Annotated in this window: 15 protein-coding genes; 9 read left to right on the top strand and 6 right to left on the bottom strand. The window is 63.1% G+C overall.

Annotated features, from left to right (window positions below; translation table 11 throughout):
- The first annotated feature begins 56 nt into the window (after nt 1-56).
- Complete coding sequence (locus F6S12_RS14005; RefSeq protein ID WP_011064216.1) at nt 57-1,202, top strand: MFS transporter; 1,146 nt, start codon at nt 57-59, stop codon at nt 1,200-1,202.
- A 4-nt stretch (nt 1,203-1,206) separates the two neighbouring features.
- On the opposite strand, the gene F6S12_RS14000 is transcribed toward F6S12_RS14005, so the two are convergent.
- Both F6S12_RS14000 and F6S12_RS13995 read right to left on the bottom strand, forming a co-directional pair.
- Nucleotides 1,207-2,775, bottom strand: coding sequence for a phospholipase D family protein (locus tag F6S12_RS14000; protein WP_315869009.1), 1,569 nt, complete (start codon nt 2,773-2,775; stop codon nt 1,207-1,209).
- A 66-nt stretch (nt 2,776-2,841) separates the two neighbouring features.
- Nucleotides 2,842-4,266, bottom strand: a complete 1,425-nt coding sequence (locus F6S12_RS13995; protein ID WP_011064214.1) for a PLP-dependent aminotransferase family protein — start codon at nt 4,264-4,266, stop codon at nt 2,842-2,844.
- 180 nt (nt 4,267-4,446) lie between these two features.
- On the opposite strand from F6S12_RS13995, the gene F6S12_RS13990 reads away from it, so the two are divergent.
- Complete coding sequence (locus F6S12_RS13990; protein ID WP_011064213.1) at nt 4,447-4,692, top strand: DUF1127 domain-containing protein; 246 nt, start codon at nt 4,447-4,449, stop codon at nt 4,690-4,692.
- Between the two features lie 27 nt (nt 4,693-4,719).
- Here the strand turns inward: F6S12_RS13990 and F6S12_RS13985 are convergent, their stop codons facing one another.
- A complete protein-coding gene (locus F6S12_RS13985) occupies nt 4,720-6,012 on the bottom strand; it encodes an FAD-binding oxidoreductase (RefSeq protein ID WP_315869008.1) in 1,293 nt (430 codons plus the stop codon).
- 148 nt (nt 6,013-6,160) lie between these two features.
- Here F6S12_RS13985 and F6S12_RS13980 point away from each other — a divergent pair, with 148 nt between their 5' ends.
- On the top strand, nt 6,161-6,514 hold the full coding sequence (locus F6S12_RS13980; protein WP_011064211.1) for a YkgJ family cysteine cluster protein: 354 nt from the start codon (nt 6,161-6,163) through the stop codon (nt 6,512-6,514).
- 41 nt (nt 6,515-6,555) lie between these two features.
- Here F6S12_RS13980 and F6S12_RS13975 read toward each other — a convergent pair whose 3' ends face one another.
- Complete coding sequence (locus F6S12_RS13975; RefSeq protein WP_011064210.1) at nt 6,556-7,044, bottom strand: Lrp/AsnC ligand binding domain-containing protein; 489 nt, start codon at nt 7,042-7,044, stop codon at nt 6,556-6,558.
- A gap of 155 nt (nt 7,045-7,199) precedes the next feature.
- Between F6S12_RS13975 and dadA the strand changes: the two genes are divergently transcribed.
- From dadA to F6S12_RS13945, 6 genes are all read left to right on the top strand, one after another.
- Nucleotides 7,200-8,501: a D-amino acid dehydrogenase gene (dadA, locus tag F6S12_RS13970; protein ID WP_011064209.1), complete on the top strand. Its 1,302-nt coding sequence runs from the start codon at nt 7,200-7,202 to the stop codon at nt 8,499-8,501.
- Nucleotides 8,473-8,826 carry a RidA family protein gene (locus F6S12_RS13965; protein ID WP_011064208.1) on the top strand — a complete coding sequence of 118 codons (354 nt, stop codon included), beginning with the start codon at nt 8,473-8,475 and terminating at the stop codon, nt 8,824-8,826. Before dadA ends, F6S12_RS13965 begins: the two co-directional genes overlap by 29 nt.
- A gap of 91 nt (nt 8,827-8,917) precedes the next feature.
- Nucleotides 8,918-9,991: an alanine racemase gene (alr, locus tag F6S12_RS13960; RefSeq protein ID WP_015637463.1), complete on the top strand. Its 1,074-nt coding sequence runs from the start codon at nt 8,918-8,920 to the stop codon at nt 9,989-9,991.
- 131 nt (nt 9,992-10,122) lie between these two features.
- Entirely contained in the window at nt 10,123-10,671 is a 549-nt protein-coding gene (locus tag F6S12_RS13955; RefSeq protein ID WP_015637462.1) for a cupin domain-containing protein, read from the top strand.
- 182 nt (nt 10,672-10,853) lie between these two features.
- On the top strand, nt 10,854-11,270 hold the full coding sequence (locus tag F6S12_RS13950) for a c-type cytochrome (RefSeq protein ID WP_011064205.1): 417 nt from the start codon (nt 10,854-10,856) through the stop codon (nt 11,268-11,270).
- A gap of 136 nt (nt 11,271-11,406) precedes the next feature.
- Nucleotides 11,407-13,338 carry an acetyl-CoA hydrolase/transferase C-terminal domain-containing protein gene (locus F6S12_RS13945; RefSeq protein WP_315869007.1) on the top strand — a complete coding sequence of 644 codons (1,932 nt, stop codon included), beginning with the start codon at nt 11,407-11,409 and terminating at the stop codon, nt 13,336-13,338.
- Nucleotides 13,339-13,443: 105 nt separating this feature from the next.
- Here the strand turns inward: F6S12_RS13945 and F6S12_RS13940 are convergent, their stop codons facing one another.
- Both F6S12_RS13940 and F6S12_RS13935 read right to left on the bottom strand, forming a co-directional pair.
- Nucleotides 13,444-14,016 (bottom strand): xanthine phosphoribosyltransferase, encoded by a 573-nt coding sequence (locus F6S12_RS13940; protein ID WP_011064203.1) that lies wholly within the window; start codon nt 14,014-14,016, stop codon nt 13,444-13,446.
- Between the two features lie 56 nt (nt 14,017-14,072).
- A partial coding sequence (locus F6S12_RS13935) for a 3'-5' exonuclease (RefSeq protein WP_315869006.1) occupies nt 14,073-15,858 on the bottom strand: 1,786 nt, incomplete at its 5' end.

The following is a 15,858-nucleotide window of genomic DNA, read 5'->3' as shown; positions in this document are numbered from 1 at the left end:
GGAGTCCGGCTGTGTTGTCTGTGCCTTGCGAAACAATGATCCACAGGAGCGTGGAAATGCGTTGGGCGACCTATTTCGCCGTTTTGGCCGCAGTCTTGAGTGTCGGCCTGGCCCTGGGCGTGACCATGCCCCTGGTGTCATTTCGTCTCGAAAGCTGGGGCTACGGGCCTTTTGCAATTGGCGTGGTGGCGGCGATGCCGGCCATTGGCGTGTTGCTCGGGGCGAAGATCTCCAGCCGCCTGGCGGCGCGCTTCGGCACCGCCAGCCTGATGCGCCTGTGCCTGTGGGGCGGGGCGATCTCCATTGCCTTGCTGGCGCTGCTGCCCAGCTATCCGTTGTGGTTGGTACTGCGCCTGATACTGGGAGTGGTCCTGACCATCATCTTCATTCTGGGGGAAAGCTGGATCAATCAGCTGGTGGTGGAGCAGTGGCGTGGCCGGCTGGTGGCGCTGTATGGCGCAAGCTATGCCTTGAGCCAGCTGGCCGGGCCCCTGCTGTTGGGCGTGCTGGGTACTGAGCATGATTACGGCTTCTGGACCGCGGTGGGTTTGCTGGTGGTATCACCGCTCCTGCTGTTGGGGCGCAGCGGGGCGCCGAGCACCGAGTCGTGCAGCGTGACCCTGTTTGACCTGTGGCACTTCTGTCAGAAGTTGCCGGCGATTGCCTGGGCAGTTGCATTGTTCGCTACTTTCGAGGCGCTGATTCTGACCCTGCTGCCGGTGTATTGCCTGAGCCAGGGGTTCACCGAAGACATTGCCCTAGCCATGGTCAGCACCGTGGTGGTGGGGGATGCACTTTTGCAACTGCCGATTGGCGCCCTGGCGGATCGGATTTCCCGGCGCGGCCTGTTCACCGGCTGCGCGGTGATCCTGTTGTGTTCCAGCCTGGCCATTCCGCTGTTGCTGGGCACCGTGCTGATCTGGCCACTGTGGGTGTTGTTCGGGGCCAGCGCCGGGGGCTTGTTCACCTTGTCGCTGATCCTGATCGGCGAGCGTTACCGCGATGACGCACTGGTGCGGGCCAATGCCCATGTGGCGCAGCTCTGGGGTATTGGCTGCCTGATCGGGCCGCTGGTGGCAGGGGCCGGCAGCCAGTGGGTGAGCGGCCACGCCATGTTGCTGCTGGTGGCGGCCGGGGCTTTTGGCTTGCTTGTCCTGCTGCTGCGCCAGGGGGCCTTTGGCGAAGCCCAGGCTGCGTTGTAGCCACTCAGAGCATGCGTTCCAGGCCGATGCGGGTGCTCAGCCAGGCATTGAAGCGGCGCCACCAGTTACCGGGTTCATGGCCCAGGCTGTGCAACTGGCCCTTATCCTCGGTCACCCAGACCAGCTTGCCGTCCAGCAGCTTGACCTGGTAGCTCAGGGCCGGCGCCATCCCCTGCAGGGCCAGGGCGCGGACATGTTCAGCCAGCTCGGGGCTGTCCACCAGCACCCCGACCTCGGTGTTCCACAGCACCGAACGGGGGTCGAAGTTGAACGAGCCGATGAAGCTCTTTCGTCGGTCGAAGATCATCGCCTTGCTGTGCAGGCTGGAGTCGGAGCCCTTGTAGGAGCCGCTGTGGAACAGGTGCGGCCCGCTGCCACCGCGCTCGCCGGGTTGTCGGCGCAGTTCGTAGAGCTTCACTCCATGTTCCAGCAATGCCTTGCGATAGGGCGCATAGCCGCCATGCACCACTGGCACGTCGGTGGCTTCCAGGGAGTTGGTCAACAGGCTCACCGAGACCCCGGCGTCCGCGCGCCCGGTCAGGTACACCAGCCCAGGCTGCCCCGGAACGAAGTAGGCCGAGATCATGATCAGCTCCTTGCCGACCCCGCTCAGTTCCGGTGCCAGCTGGGTGGTGAGCAGCAGGTGCGGGTCGGGGTCACCCTTGGCCAGGACCTTGGCCGGAGCGTCCCACAGGGCCTGGTTCCAGGCCCAGATCAGTTCCTTGCGCCAGATGTCCATGCGCGGCTGGGTCTGGTAGGTCATTAACTGCCGGTACAGCGCCTGGTTCTGCCGGCGGCTGTCCTGCAAGGATTCCTCGAGGCGCAGCCGGGTGTTGTCCAGCGCCTTGGTGGAAGGTGTGCTGGACAGGAACTCGCCGATGGGGCGGCTCAGGGCGCTGTTCCAGTACTGGTCGAAGCTGTGGCCCAGTTGCTCGGCCACCGGACCCACGCTGAACATGTCGATGTCGGTGAAATTCAGGTTGGGCTGGGCGTCGAAGTATTCATCCCCCAGGTTGCGCCCGCCGACGATGGCCACGCTGTTGTCTGCCAGCCAGAGCTTGTTGTGCATCCGCCGATGCTGCTGCGACAGGTTGAACAGGCGGCCCATGGCCCGGGTCAGGCCGGTGCTGCGGCCCAGGTGCAGAGGGTTGAACAGGCGGATCTGGATCTGCGGGTGGGCGGCCAGGGTGGCGATGATCTGGTCCAGGCCGTCGCTGGTGGTGTCGTCCAGCAGGATGCGTACCCGCACGCCACGGTCGGCGGCCTTGAGCAGCTCGTCCACCAGCATGCGGGTGCTGATGCCGTCGTGGACGATGTAGTACTGCAGGTCGAGGCTGCTTTGCGCGTTGCGGATCAGCTCGGCGCGGGCCATGAACGCTTCGGTGCTGTTGGGTAGCAGGCGAAAGCCGGAACGCCCCTGGTAGGGTGCGGCCTGGGCCCGGATTGACTGGGCAAAGCCCGAATCACGGGCGGGCAGGGCCTGGCTGGGTTGGTACGGCACCTCGCGGGTAGCGCAGCCGCCCAGCCCGAGGCTCAGCAGCAGAAGCCAGGTGAAGGCCTGTATAGGGTTCAAGTCAGGTCATCTCGCATCACGGCACGGGTTGGCATGGGACGGCTGGCTTCCTGCTTCGGGTCGGGGTCAGTCCGAGGTTTCACTGAGCAGCTTGATGGCTGCAGCGCCGACCTTGCGTACCGCGTCTTCGATCTGCGCGGTTGGCTTGGCAGCGTAGTTCATCCGCAGGCAATTGCGGTACTTGCCCGAGGCGGAAAAGATGCTGCCCACGGCAATCTGCACCCCTTGCTCGAGCAGCACTCGGTTGAGCTTCAGAGCATCAAAGCCCTCGGGGAGTTCGATCCACAGCATGAAACTGCCCTGTGGCCGGCTGGCGCGAGTGCCGGCGGGGAAGTAGCGGCTGACCCAATCGAGCATCAGGTCACGATTGCGCTGGTACTGGGTGCGCATCTTGCGCAGATGCGGCTCGAAGTGGCCGCTCTTGAGAAACTCGGCGATGGCTACCTGGGGCTGCGGGGCCGTGGAGCCGGTGCTGATGTATTTCATGTGCAGTACACGTTCCAGGTAGCGGCCGGGCGCCACCCAGCCGATGCGCAGGCCTGGGGCCAGGGTTTTCGAGAACGAGCTGCACAGCAGCACCCGGCCATCATCGTCGAAGGACTTGATGGTGCGCGGGCGCGGGTAGGTGTAGGCCAGTTCGCCATACACATCGTCCTCGATGATCGCCACGTCGAAGCGCTGGGCCAGGGTCAGCAGTGCCCGCTTGCGCGGCTCCGGCATGATGTAGCCCAGGGGGTTGTTGCAGTTGGGCGTCAACTGTATGGCCTTGATCGGCCACTGTTCCAAAGCCAGTTCCAGGGCTTCCAGGCTGATTCCGGTAATGGGGTCGGTGGGGATCTCCAGGGCCTTCATGCCCAGGCCCTTGAGGGTCTGCATGGCGCCGTGGAAGCTCGGCGAGTCCACGGCGACGATGTCCCCCGGTTCGCAGATGGCGCGAATGCTGGTGGACAGCGCCTCGTGGCAGCCGGTGGTGATCACCAGGTCGCCGGCCCCCAGTTGGCAGCCGGAATCCAGCATCAGTCGTGCGACCTGCTCGCGCAGCTCCAGTACGCCGTAGATGTTGTCGTAGTGCAGGCCTGGCATGTCCTGGCGCCGGCTGAGGCGGGCCAGGGCCCGAAGCAGAGGCTTGAGGGTGGGTGTGGTGATGTCCGGCATGCCGCGGCCCAGTTGCACCACGTCCTTGCGCGGCACGGCGCGAATCAGTTCCAGCACCTGGTCCCACTGCGAGATCTCTACCGGTCGCTGGGCCGGGCGGCCAACGGCGGGCAGGGCGGGCAGTTCGCGGCTGGGCGGCACGAAGTAGCCGGACTTGGGCTTGGGCATCGCCAGGCCGTTGTCTTCCAGCAGGCGGTAGGCCTGCTGCACGGTGCTCAGGCTGACCCCGTGCTCGACGCTCAGGGCGCGCACTGAGGGCAGCCGATCGCCGGGGCGGTAGAAGCCCTGCTCAATGCGGGTGCCCAGGAGTTCGGCGAGGTTGACGTAGAGGGTCATGGCATTGGCTCGTAGTGGGGGGCGCGAGGACCGGTACAGATGGGGCAAAAATACAGGATTCAGCAGGATTTTTGGCAAAACTGTATGGAGTTAATACCGCTGTATTGAGTCTGTAATGGTTTTTGCGCACCAAGCATCCTATTGGCTCATGGCAACTTTGAGCAAACAGGAGCAATACAGATGAACGGCTTGAGCGATGTGCGTCTGTCGTTACGGAGTCAGGAGCTGCAGGCAGAGCAGGAGCAGGCACTGGCGGCACGCCTGCCACGCTCCGCACCGCCTGGGCTGAGCCCGCTGGGTCTGTACTGGCATCGGCTGCGCACGCGCAAGGCGTTGCTGGAGCTGACTGCCGAGCAGTTGCGCGATGTCGGCCTGAGCCGGGAAGAGGCGCGGGCCGAAGGTCTCAAGCCGTTCTGGCGGCTGTAGGCCGACGCCGCGCAGCCACGGGGAGGGTCAGAGCAGTTCCTTCAAGCGGTGCCAGAGCATGCCCAGGGCCAGCAGCGGCGAGCGCAGATGCTTGCCGCCCGGGAAGGTGATGTGCGGCACCTTGGTGAAGAGGTCGAAACCGCCGCCGTGCTGGCCGCTGATGGCCTCGCCCAGCAGCTTGCCCGCCAGGTGCGTGGCATTCAGGCCGTGGCCCGAATAGGCCTGGGCGTAATACACATTGGGCTGGTCCTTGAGCCGGCCGATCTGCGGCAGGCGGTTGGCGCCGATGCCGATCATGCCGCCCCACTGGTAGTCGATCTTCACTGCGGCCAGTTGCGGGAACACTTCCAGCATCTTCGGCCGCATGTAGGCGGCGATGTCCTTGGGGTCACGCCCCGAATAATGACAGGCACCCCCGAACAGCAGGCGCCGGTCAGCCGAAAGGCGGTAGTAGTCCAGGGCCACGCGCTGGTCGCAGACCGCCATGTTCTGCGGCAGCAGTTCCTGGGCCAGGGCCGGGCTCAAGGGTTCGGTGGCGATGATGTAGCTGCCGGCCGGAAGCACCTTGCCCCCCAATTCCGGATTGAGATCGTTGAGGTAGGCGTTGCAGCCCAGCACCAGGGTCTTGGCCCGGACGGTGCCGCGACTGCTGTGGACCTTGACCTCGGGGCCGTAGTCGATGCGGGTCACCGCAGAGTGCTCGAACAGTTGCACCCCCAGTTGCTGCGCCGCCCGGGCTTCGCCCAGGGCCAGGTTCAGCGGGTGCAGGTGGCCCGAACCCATGTCGATCAAGCCGCCAACATAGCGCTTGGAACCCACCACGCTGTGCATTTCATCGGCCTGCAGCAGCCGGGTCTGGTGGCGATAGCCGAGGCTGCGCAGTTCCTCGGCGTCTTCGGCGAAGCCGGCAAGGTCGGCCGGCTTGTTGGCCAGGTCGCAGTAGCCCCAGATCAGGTCGCAAGGGATCTGGAAACGCTCGATGCGTTGGCGGACGATCTCCACCGCCTCCAGCCCCATGAGCTTCATCTGCCGCACTCCGTCCTCGCCTATCACCTTGGTGAACTGGTCGAGGCCGTGGCCGACGCCGCGAATCAACTGCCCGCCATTGCGCCCGCTGGCGCCCCAGCCGATCTTGTGCGCCTCCAGCAGGACCACGCTGAGGCCACGCTCGGCCAGTTCCAGCGCGGTGTTGAGCCCGGAAAAACCGCCCCCGACCACGCACACATCAGCTGTCAGATCGCCCGCCAACGCTGGGTAGTCAGGTTGCGGCAGGCTGCTGGCGGCATAGTAGGAAGCGGCGTGCTGAAGGCTGGCGGGCATGGGATGCGTCCTGATGATGGTGTCGGTAAAAATGCGCGGAGCATAAGTCGGGCCTTTGCGCCGGGGCAACCGCAGGACGCCCGGTCCTGTCTGCCGCCAGGCATTTAGGGCAGAATTCACGGCTATTCATGCCCCGGTAGTCTTTTTCATGAGCTGTAACCGTCAAATCGTCCGCAGCCTGCGTCAGCAGATTCCCTCTTTCGAGTGCGTTCCCGGCTGCCACGACTGCTGCGGCCCGGTGACCACCTCGCCGGAGGAAATGTCCCGCCTGCCGCGCAAGACCGCTGCCGAGCAGGAAGCTGCCATGGACGAGCTCAACTGCGTGCACCTGGGGCCCAACGGTTGCACCGTGTATGACGAGCGTCCGCTGATCTGCCGCCTGTTCGGCACCACGCCGAGCCTGCCTTGCCCCAACGGCCGGCGCCCGGTGGAGATGATCCACCCCCGGGTCGAAAAACAGATCCACGACTACATGGCCAGCACTCGCCAGGTCCTGGTCTAGCCCCGCGCCCCCGGCTTGCCGGAAGGCTGCACCCTCTCGCTTCAATCCGGAATCGGCAGGCTCAGGCTCTCCTTCACTTCTTCCATGACGATGTAGCTCTTGGACTCGCGCACGTGGGGCAGCTTGAGCAGGATGTCCCCCAGCAACTTGCGGTAGGACGCCATTTCCGAGATCCGCGCCTTGACCAGATAGTCGAAGTCGCCGGACACCAGGTGGCACTCCAGCACGTGGGGCAGCTTCAGCACCGCCCGGCGAAACTCCTCGAAGGTATCGCCGGACTTGTAGTCCAGGCTGATCTCGACGAACACCAGCAGGCTGCCCTTGAGGTGCTGCGGATTGAGCCGCGCGTTGTAGCCCATGATGATCCCTTCGCGCTCCAGGCGGCGCACGCGCTCGGTGCAGGGGGTGGTGGAGAGGCCCACTCGCTCCCCCAGCTCGGTGAAGGAAATGCGTCCGTCGGCCTGGAGTATCCGCAAGATATTGCGATCGATCTTGTCCAGGGCCCGACGGGTCTGATGGTTGGTGCGCATAGGGGATGCCCCTCCGTGAAAAGCAATATTGCCGAGAATTCTCGCCAAATATAGGCGGTTATATAGTGAAAATCACTGCTCAATGTTTCTTACACTGCGCCCATCTTTGCTCTGAATAACAAACGTCAGCGGTCAGCCGCGATGAGGATATGAAAATGCGCGTTCTGGTCTTGGGCAGTGGCGTTATCGGAACCACCAGTGCCTATTATCTGGCTCGAGCCGGATTTGAAGTGACCGTAGTGGACCGTCAGCCGGCCGCCGCCATGGAAACCAGCTTCGCCAACGCCGGCCAGGTCTCGCCTGGCTATGCGTCGCCCTGGGCCGCTCCGGGTGTACCGCTCAAAGCCATCAAATGGCTGCTGCAGCGCCACGCGCCACTGGCGATCAAGGCCACGGCCGACATCGACCAGTACCTGTGGATGGCGCAGATGCTGCGCAACTGCACCGCCAGCCGCTATGCGGTGAACAAGGAGCGCATGGTGCGCCTGTCCGAATACAGCCGTGACTGCCTCGACGAGTTGCGAGCGGAAACCGGCATTGCCTACGAAGGCCGCAGCCTGGGCACTACCCAGCTGTTCCGAACCCAGGCGCAGCTGGACGGTGCGGCGAAAGACATCGCCGTGCTCAAGGAATCCGGCGTGCCGTTCGAACTGCTGGACCGCGAAGGCATCGCCCGGGTCGAGCCGGCCCTGGCCAATGTCACTGACATCCTCGCCGGTGCCCTGCGCTTGCCCAACGACCAGACTGGCGACTGCCAGATCTTCACCACGCGCCTGGCGGAAATGGCCAGCAAGCTGGGTGTGGAGTTCCGCTTCGGCCAGGACATCCAGCGCATCGACTTTGCCGGTGACCGGATCAACGGCGTGTGGATCGATGGCAAGCTGGAAACCGCCGACCGCTACGTGCTGGCCCTGGGCAGCTACTCGCCGCAATTGCTCAAGCCGCTGGGCATCAAGGCGCCGGTGTACCCGCTCAAGGGTTACTCCCTGACCGTGCCGATCACCAACCCGGCCATGGCTCCGACTTCCACCATCCTCGACGAAACCTACAAGGTCGCGATCACCCGTTTCGACAACCGGATCCGGGTCGGCGGCATGGCGGAGATAGCCGGTTTTGACCTCTCGCTCAATCCGCGCCGGCGTGAAACGCTGGAGATGATCGTCAACGATCTCTATCCTCAGGGCGGCGACCTGTCCCAGGCCAGTTTCTGGACCGGGCTGCGTCCTACCACCCCGGATGGCACGCCGATTGTGGGCGCCACGCCGTTCCGCAACCTGTTCTTGAACACTGGCCACGGTACGCTCGGCTGGACCATGGCTTGCGGTTCCGGTCGCCTGCTGGCGGACCTGATGGCCAAGAAAAAGCCGCAGATCAGCGCAGAAGGCCTCGATATTTCTCGTTACGGTAACCCTCAGGAGTCAGCTAAACATGTCAATCCAGCGCCAGCTCACCAATGAGCGCATGAGCCAGATTGTTGTCCACGGCGGTACGGTGTATCTGTCCGGGCAAGTCGGCGATGACATGCAGGCCGGGATCGAACAGCAGACCCGCGAGACCCTGGCCAACATCGAACGCCTGCTGGACCTGGCCGGTACCGACAAGAGCAAGCTGCTGTCGGTGACCATCTACCTGAAGGACATCGATGCCCACTTCGCTGGCATGAACAGTGTCTGGGACCAGTGGCTGCCAAAAGGCGTGGCGCCGGCCCGGGCCACGGTCGAAGCCAAGCTGTGCGAACCGGAAATCCTGGTCGAGCTGTCCGTAGTGGCCGCTCTGCCTTAAGCGACAAGATCCCTCTCCCGGTGCCGGTGGCGGCTCGCCGTTATCCAGCACCGGTTTTTTATTCCCCATGACCGCCTAGAAGTCTGCCGCCATGCGCCCTGCCCGTGCCCTGATCGATCTCCAAGCCCTGCGTCACAACTACCAACTGGCCCGTGAAACCTCGGGAGTTCGTGCTCTCGCGGTGATCAAGGCCGATGCCTACGGCCATGGCGCGGTGCGCTGCGCCCAGGCACTGGAAGGCGAGGCCGACGGTTTCGCCGTGGCCTGCATCGAAGAAGCCCTGGAGCTGCGCGCCGCGGGCATTCGTGCGCCGGTGCTGCTGCTGGAAGGTTTTTTCGAAGCATCCGAGCTGGCGCTGATCGTCGAGCATGATTTCTGGTGCGTGGTGCATTCGCTGTGGCAACTCGAAGCCATCGAGCAGGCGGCCGTGGCCAAGCCACTGACGGTCTGGCTCAAGCTGGACTCGGGCATGCACCGGGTCGGCCTGCATCCCAAGGATTACCAGGCGGCGTATCAGCGCCTGCAGGCCAGCGGCAAGGTCGAGAAGATCGTGCTGATGAGCCACTTTGCCCGCGCCGATGAACTGGACTGCCCGCGTAGCAGCGAGCAGGTGGCGGTATTCGAAGCGGCTCGCCAGGGCCTCGGAGCGGAAATCAGCCTGCGCAATTCGCCGGCGGTCATGGGCTGGCCCAGCGTACCCAGCGATTGGGTGCGCCCGGGCATCATGCTCTACGGTTCGACGCCGTTCGAAGAAAACAACTCAGTGGCCGCGCGCTTGCAGCCGGTAATGACCCTGGAGTCCAAGGTGATCTGCGTGCGTGAACTGCCGGCCGGCGAGCCGGTGGGCTACGGCGCCAGGTTCATCACCGACAGGCCAATGCGCATTGGCGTGGTGGCCATGGGGTATGCCGACGGTTATCCGCGCCATGCGCCTACTGGTACGCCGGTACTGGTGGCCGGCCAGCGCAGCCGCCTGCTGGGCCGGGTGTCCATGGACATGCTGTGTGTCGACCTGACGGATGTGCCCCAGGCCGGTCTTGGTTCGACCGTGGAGTTGTGGGGCAAGAACATCCTCGCCAGCGATGTTGCGCAGGCCGCCGATACCATCCCTTATCAGCTGTTCTGCAACCTGCGCCGGGTGCCGTTGGTGTACTGCGAAGGCTGAGATTCCGTGGGCTGTACCGAAAGTCGCCTTCCCGGGGGGAATCGGGAGCAAGTGTTGTAAATACTGAACGCTGTCGCCATGATAACGCTCAATTACAACAACGCCTGATTCCCGCCTAGGAGGCTGCCGCATTGGACGTCGGTGAACGACTGCAATCCATCCGTAAACTGAAAGGTCTTTCCCAGCGTGAACTCGCCAAGCGTGCGGGCGTCACCAATAGCACCATTTCAATGATCGAAAAGAACAGCGTCAGCCCCTCGATCAGCTCGCTGCGCAAGGTGCTGGGCGGCATTCCCATGTCCATGGTGGAGTTCTTCTCCGAGGAAATTCTCCAGGAAACGCCTTCTCAGATCGTCTACAAGGCCCACGAACTGATCGATATCTCCGATGGTGCGGTGACCATGAAGCTGGTGGGCCGGGCTCATCCGAGCCGCGCCATTGCCTTCCTCAACGAGATCTACCCGCCGGGTGCCGATACCGGTGAAGAGATGCTCACCCATGACGGCGAGGAAACCGGGATTCTCCTCGAGGGGCGCCTGGAACTGGTGGTAGGGCTTGAAACATTTGTCCTCGAAGCCGGCGATAGCTACTACTTTGAGAGTACGAAGCCGCACCGTTTCCGTAATCCGTTCGATGTTCCGGCGCGGCTAATCAGCGCAGCCACTCCAGCGAACTTCTAGATCAAGAGGCGTCCTGCAAGGCTTGCAGAGAGGCCCCCAGCGACATTTTGCCGCGAATAAGACCCCTTCGACTTTGGGGTTGTTTCAGTGTGGCGGGCTAACCGTTATACTTTCGCCCGCCTGCGAAACCGTGGCCGCAGGCGTGACTAGCCACCATTGAGGGTGTACGCGTGAACCTAATTATGAAAATGCTGGCCGCACCAGCAACCGTATTGGCCCTTTGGGCAGTCAGCGCTCAAGCTGCGACTAATGATGATATTGCCAAGCGTCTTGAGCCTGTCGGCCAGGTCTGCGTCCAGGGGCAGGAATGCAAGGGTATGGAAGTGGCCGCCTCTGCGGGCGGTGGCGGTGGCGCGAAATCCCCGGATGACGTGATCGCCAAGCACTGCAACGCTTGCCACGGCACCGGCCTGTTGGGCGCACCGAAAATCGGTGACACCGCAGCCTGGAAAGAGCGCGCCGATCACCAGGGCGGCCTCGACGGCATCCTGGCCAAGGCCATCACCGGGATCAACGCAATGCCGCCTAAAGGCACTTGCGCCGATTGCTCCGATGACGAGCTCAAAGGTGCAATCCAGAAGATGTCCGGCCTGAAATAAGCCGCCATCTTCAGCGAAAAAGCCGCTTACGAGCGGCTTTTTTGTGGGCGTAATTTGCCCTGTGTACTGGTCAATGCAGCAAACTCCCGGCAAGCTCGGTCCAACCTCAATTCATGGACGGTCCCCGGAGGGTCAGATGCTGCAATCCTGTTCTATCGAGCATGCGGTGGATGAAGTGCTCGCGCGTTTGCCGCAACACATTCACATGGGCATGCCCCTGGGGCTGGGTAAACCCAATCGTTTCGCCAATGCCCTGTACCGGCGCATCGCCGGGATGCCGGAACGCCAGCTGACCATCTACACCGCTTTGAGCCTGGGCCGGCCGGCCCTGGGCGACGGTTTGCAGAAGCGCTTTCTCGAACCCTTCGTCGAACGGGTATTCGGTGACTACCCGGAGCTGGATTTTCTCGCTGACCTGCATCGCGACAGCCTGCCGGCGAACATTCGCGTCGAGCAGTTCTTCATGCAGCCCGGCAGCCTCCTGCACAGTGCCCCGGCGCAGCAGGACTACGTCAGCAGCAACTACAGCCATGCCGCCCGGGACATCAACGCAGCCGGTCTGAACCTGGTGGCGCAACTGCTGGCCAGGGATCCGCGAGACCCGGGACGCCTGAGCCTGAGCTGCAACCCGGACATCACCCTCGACATGTTGCCGATGATTGCCAAGCGCCGGGCGCAGGGGGAAACCATCCTGATCCTCGGCCAGGTCCACAGCGACCTGCCCTATATGCCGGGTGACTCGGAAATCGATGCCGCGGACCTCGACCTGCTGATCGACGAGGAGGAGCGCAGTACGTTGTTCTCCACGCCGAACATGCCCGTGGGTATCCAGGACCATTGCATAGGCCTGCACGCCAGCACCTTGGTGCGCGACGGCGGCACCCTGCAGATCGGCATTGGCTCCATGGGCGATGCGCTGACCGCGGCCTTGCTCGCACGGCAGGCGGACAACGAGGGCTACCGCGCACTGCTGGCAGACCTGCAGGTGGATTACTGGCAGCCGCTGATCGATCGCGAAGGGGGTGTCGAGCCCTTTGCCCAAGGGCTCTACGGCTGCAGCGAAATGTTCGTCAACGGCCTGCTGGCCCTGGCCGACGCGGGCATCGTGCGGCGCAAGGTGTACCCGACCGTGGCGCTGCAAGAGCAAGCCAATGCCGGCACCCTGGATCCGGACTCGGCTGTCGGCGGGGTCTCGATCCATGGCGGTTTCTTCCTTGGCCCGCGCAGCTTCTATCAGCGCCTGCGGGAGCTGCCCAAGAGCAGGCTGGCGCAGTTCAACATGACCGCCATCAGCTACATCAACGAGCTGTATGGCCATGAGGAGCTCAAGCGTCTGCAACGCCGGGATGCGCGCTTTATCAACAGCGCCTTCACCATGACCCTGATGGGGGCGGCGGTGTCCGACCAGCTGCAGGGCGGCCGCGTGCTGAGCGGGGTGGGCGGGCAATACAACTTCGTCGCCCAGGGCCATGCCCTGGCGGATGCCCGCTCGGTGCTGATCCTGCGCAGCTGGCGCGAGTCGGCGGGGGAGGTGAGTTCCAACATTGTCTGGGAATACGGCCACTGCACCATCCCCCGGCACCTGCGGGACATCGTGATCACCGAGTACGGCATCGCCGATCTGCGGGGCAAGACGGACGCCAAGGTGATCGAGGCGTTGCTCAATATCAGCGATTCACGCTTCCAGGCCGGATTGATCGAGCAGGCACAGAAAGCCGGCAAGCTGGCGAAGGACTTTCGTCTGGAGCCGCGTTTTGCCGACAACAGCCCACAGCGTTTGCAGAACATTCAGGCGCGTCATCGTCACCTGTTCCCGGAGTATCCGCTGGGCAGTGATTTCAGCGCCCAGGAGCGCGATCTGCTGCGGGCGCTGAACTGGCTCAAGAGCAAGTTCAAGCTCAGCGAGATCCTCGAGCTGGGCAAGGCGGCACTCGACGCACCGGAGCCCGCGGCATTTGCCGAGCACTTGGAGCGCATGGGGCTGGAGAAACCCGAAGGCCTGCGTGAAGACCTGTACCAGCGGTTCCTGCTGGCGGGTCTGCAGGCCACGGCCCCCACCATGTCGTAGGAGACGGCTTGCCGGCGAATGGGCCTTGAAGTCTTGCGCTGCTCTCAAGGGCGTCTTCGCTGGCAAGCCAGTTCCTACACAAATCTGTTGCTCTGGCGGGCGGGGTTACTCGATGAAGGTGACCACGCCGCCGGCCAGGGATTTGACCCGGGCCAGGGATTCCACGCGGTAGCCCTGGGAGTCCAGTTCGGCACGACCGCCCTGGAACGACTTCTCGATGACGATGCCCAGGCCGGCCACGGTGGCGCCGGCCTGCTTGATGATCGAGATCAGTGCCTGGGACGCCTTACCATTGGCCAGGAAGTCGTCGATGATCAGCACGCGGTCGCTGCTGGTCAGGTGCCGCGGGGAAATGGCGACGGTGCTTTCCACCTGCTTGGTGAAGGAGTACACGGTGGCCGACAGCAGGTTCTCGGTCAGGGTCAGGGACTGGTGCTTGCGGGCGAAGATCACCGGCACGCCCAGGTTCAGACCGGTCATGATCGCCGGGGCTATCCCTGAGGCTTCGATGGTGACGATCTTGGTGATGCCCGAATCCTTGAACAGCGTGGCGAATTCGTCGCCGATCAACTTCATCAACTGCGGGTCGATCTGATGGTTCAGAAAGGCGTCGACCTTCAGTACTTGATCGGAAAGCACGATGCCTTCTTCGCGAATTTTCTTGTGCAGTGCTTCCACGGAGCTTCCTCTACTGGCCACGTCTGGGCCAAAGGTCTGTTAAAAAATAGTCGATTTTAACGCTTTAACATCGCGCGTATATCCGCCAAGGCGCTATTGCCGCGAACGGCCTTCACTTCGGTCGGGGTGTCGTCGTTGCCTTCCCAGGCCAGATCGTCCGGGGGCAGCTCATCGAGGAAGCGGCTTGGCGCGCAGTCGATGATTTCACCGTACTGCTTGCGCTTGGCCGCAAAGGTAAAGGCCAGGGTCTGACGCGCGCGGGTAATGCCCACATAGGCCAGGCGCCGTTCTTCCTCGATGGTATCGGCTTCGATACTGGAGCGGTGCGGGAGGATTTCCTCTTCCATGCCCATGATGAACACGTAGGGAAATTCCAGACCCTTGGAGGCATGCAAGGTCATCATCTGCACGCCCTCGGCGCCGTCTTCCTCCTCCTGCTGACGTTCCAGCATGTCGCGCAGGACCAGCTTGCCGATGGCGTCTTCGACGGTCATCTCGCCGTCTTCGTCTTTTTCCAGGGTGTTCTTCAAGGCCTCGATCAGGAACCAGACGTTGCCCATCCGGTAGTCCGCCGCCTTGTCGCTGGAGCTGTTGGTGCGCAGCCAGTTCTCGTAGTCGATGTCCATGACCATGCTGCGCAGGGCGGAAATCGGGTCTTCGCCGGCGCACTGTTCGCGGACCCGGTCCATGAAGCGCTTGAAGCGCGCCAGGCGGTCGGTGAAGCGGCTGTCCAGATGTTCGCCCAGGCCGATTTCGTCGGTGGCGGCGTACATCGAGATCTTGCGTTCGGTGGCGTAGTTGCCGAGTTTTTCCAGGGTCGTGGAACCGATTTCCCGGCGCGGCACGTTGATCACCCGGAGGAAGGCGTTGTCGTCATCCGGGTTCACGATCAGGCGGAAGTAGGCCATCAGATCCTTTACTTCCTGGCGTCCGAAGAAGCTGTTACCGCCGGACAGGCGATAGGGCACCTGGTGGTGCTGCAGCTTCAGTTCGATCAGCTTGGCCTGGTAGTTACCCCGGTAAAGAATGGCGAAGTCGCTGTAGGGGCGGTCGGTGCGCAGGTGCAGGCTGAGGATTTCCATGGCCACCCGTTCGGCCTCGGCATCTTCGTTGCGGCAGCGGATCACGCGGATCTCGTCGCCGTGGCCCATCTCGCTCCACAGCTGCTTTTCGAATTCGTGGGGGTTGTTGGAGATCAGCACGTTGGCGCAGCGCAGGATACGGCTGGTGGAGCGGTAGTTCTGCTCCAGCATCACCACTTTCAGGGACGGGTAGTCGTCCTTGAGCAGCATCAGGTTTTCCGGGCGTGCGCCGCGCCATGCGTAGATCGACTGGTCATCGTCGCCCACCACGGTGAACTGGTTGCGCTTGCCGATCAGCATCTTTACCAGCAGGTACTGGCTGGCGTTGGTGTCCTGGTATTCGTCCACCAGCAGGTAGCGCACCTTGTTCTGCCATTTCTCCAGGATGTCGGCGTGCTCTTCGAACAGCTTCACCGGCAGCAGGATCAGGTCGTCGAAGTCCACTGCGTTGAACGCCTTGAGCGTGCGCTGGTAGTGGGTGTAGACGATGGCGGCGGTCTGTTCCTTGGGGTTGCGGGCGTTTTCCAGGGCCTCGGCGGGCAGGATCAGGTCGTTCTTCCACGAGCCGATCATGTTCTTGATCTCGTCGACGCCGTCGTCCCCGGAATACTCCTTCTGCATGATGTCGGTCATCAGGGCCTTGACGTCGGTCTCGTCAAAGATCGAGAAGCCCGGCTTGTAGCCCAGCCGCACATGCTCCTTGCGGATGATGTTCAGGCCCAGGTTGTGGAAGGTCGAGACCGTCAGGCCACGGCCTTCG

This window comes from Pseudomonas sp. JV245A (assembly GCF_032424515.1).
GTDB classification, from domain to species: domain Bacteria; phylum Pseudomonadota; class Gammaproteobacteria; order Pseudomonadales; family Pseudomonadaceae; genus Aquipseudomonas; species Aquipseudomonas protegens.
The sequence above is the reverse complement of the archived record's forward strand: the minus strand, read 5'-3'. Positions and strand labels throughout refer to the sequence as shown.

Bases quoted from the DNA above. Each gene is read 5' to 3' on its own strand.
- F6S12_RS14005 (WP_011064216.1), top strand. From the start codon at position 57: ATGCGTTGGGCGACCTATTTCGCCGTTTTGGCCGCAGTCTTGAGTGTC.
- F6S12_RS13995 (WP_011064214.1), bottom strand. From the start codon at position 4,266: ATGACCCTCTACGTCAACCTCGCCGAACTCCTGGGCACCCGCATTGAG.
- F6S12_RS13990 (WP_011064213.1), top strand. From the start codon at position 4,447: ATGAACGGCTTGAGCGATGTGCGTCTGTCGTTACGGAGTCAGGAGCTG.
- F6S12_RS13985 (WP_315869008.1), bottom strand. From the start codon at position 6,012: ATGCCCGCCAGCCTTCAGCACGCCGCTTCCTACTATGCCGCCAGCAGC.
- F6S12_RS13980 (WP_011064211.1), top strand. From the start codon at position 6,161: ATGAGCTGTAACCGTCAAATCGTCCGCAGCCTGCGTCAGCAGATTCCC.
- F6S12_RS13975 (WP_011064210.1), bottom strand. From the start codon at position 7,044: ATGCGCACCAACCATCAGACCCGTCGGGCCCTGGACAAGATCGATCGC.
- dadA (WP_011064209.1), top strand. From the start codon at position 7,200: ATGCGCGTTCTGGTCTTGGGCAGTGGCGTTATCGGAACCACCAGTGCC.
- F6S12_RS13965 (WP_011064208.1), top strand. From the start codon at position 8,473: ATGTCAATCCAGCGCCAGCTCACCAATGAGCGCATGAGCCAGATTGTT.
- alr (WP_015637463.1), top strand. From the start codon at position 8,918: ATGCGCCCTGCCCGTGCCCTGATCGATCTCCAAGCCCTGCGTCACAAC.
- F6S12_RS13950 (WP_011064205.1), top strand. From the start codon at position 10,854: ATGAAAATGCTGGCCGCACCAGCAACCGTATTGGCCCTTTGGGCAGTC.
- F6S12_RS13945 (WP_315869007.1), top strand. From the start codon at position 11,407: ATGCTGCAATCCTGTTCTATCGAGCATGCGGTGGATGAAGTGCTCGCG.